Raw genomic sequence first — 1,495 nt, 5'->3', positions numbered from 1 at the left:
CGATGGCAAACCAGAACTCGGACTCGCCGAAGAACTTCGAGGAAACTGCATTGAATCCGAAGAGGACCGAGGCGAAGATGACGCACCAGACCCAGACGTCAACATCCGGGAACCAGCGCTGCATGAGGAGACCGGACGCAGTGAACTCCGATCCGATGGCCACTGCCCAGCAGAGCCAGTAGAGCCAGGCCGTGGCGAACCCTGTGGCCGGCCCGATCGACCTCGCCGCGTAAATGTGGAAGGCGCCTGAGACCGGATACGCGATGGCAAGCTCGCCGAGGCAGGCCATAACCAGGTACACAACGAAGGCGCCGATCAGGTAGGCGATGACCGCGCCGAGCGGTCCGGCCTGGGAAATGGTGTAGCCCGAGCTCAGGAACAGCCCTGAGCCGATCACCCCGCCCATGGCGATCATGACCAGATGGCGTGCCCCCATGGACCGCCGGAGCCCGGAGTCGGTCGACGGGGGCAACGTGGGTTGTGTGTCTAGCTGGACAGGTGATGAGGGTTCCATGGTTTCTCCCCGGTGAGTGGATAGGTCTGATGCGAAAGATGCGCACATCGCCCCGGCTTGGGACAGGGCGCCTCGGGCTGTGCAGTGGCGGTAGTGATGAAAGTAACACGAAAACGGCCTTTGGGTCATTAAAAACATTTCAACATGCTTATGTTGCACCTAAGTTACTTCGAGGCGCTGCTGCCGAATCGGCGTACAGATGGTCAGTTCGCCCTGCTGTTCGGTCACAATGACATGCACTGACGGACATGGAATGCGGTGAGCATTGGAGGACCGATGTATCTGACTTAAGGAGCACCATGACCACCTATGACATTGCGCTGATCGGCTTCGGCGGCGTCAACAGGACGCTGGCCGAACTGGTCGCAACACGCGGTGACACACTCCGTTCCGAGCTGGGCTTCGGCCTGCGTGTCGTCGCCATCACCGACCTGCGTCTCGGCTCGCTGGTCCAGCCCGAGGGGATCGACCTCGGCATCGCACTCAATTTGGACGGTGGAAGCGAAACCTTCGCCGCCCATGGCGGGTCCGCGGACACCAATAACGAATCAGTTATCCGTGACTGCACCGCCGACATCATCTGCGAGGCCACGTTCACGAATCCCGACGACGGCGAGCCAGCAGTTTCGCACGTACGCTGGGCCCTCGAATCCGGCAAGAGCGTTTGCACGACGAACAAGGGCCCGGTTGCCCTCCGCGGCGCCGAACTGACCGCCCTGGCCGAACAGAACGGCGTGCACTTCGAATTCGAGGGTGCCGTCATGAGCGGCACTCCTGTCATCCGCCTGGCCAAGAAAATGTTCGCGGGGCTGAAGCTGAACGGGTTCGAAGGCATCCTCAACGGCACCAGCAACTATGTGCTCGGGCGGATGGAATCCGGACTGGACTTCGAAGAGGCCGTCAGCGAGGCACAGGAACGCGGCTACGCCGAAGCCAATCCCGCAGCAGACATCGAGGGATACGACGTTCAGCTCAAGGTAC

At 61.2% G+C, this 1,495-nt stretch carries 1 protein-coding gene and 1 pseudogene; one reads left to right on the top strand and one right to left on the bottom strand.

Features of this window, described 5'->3' with window-relative positions; genetic code table 11:
• A partial coding sequence (locus LQV45_RS31775; protein WP_230011421.1) for an amino acid permease occupies positions 1–514 on the bottom strand: 514 nt, incomplete at its 3' end.
• Between the two features lie 299 nt (positions 515–813).
• Here LQV45_RS31775 and LQV45_RS31770 point away from each other — a divergent pair.
• Positions 814–1,495: pseudogene (locus LQV45_RS31770) on the top strand (homoserine dehydrogenase); the annotation flags it as partial.

The organism is Microbacterium sp. Bi128, from assembly GCF_918698205.1.
Note: the sequence above shows the minus strand (reverse complement) of the source record. Positions and strands in the feature narration are given on the sequence as shown.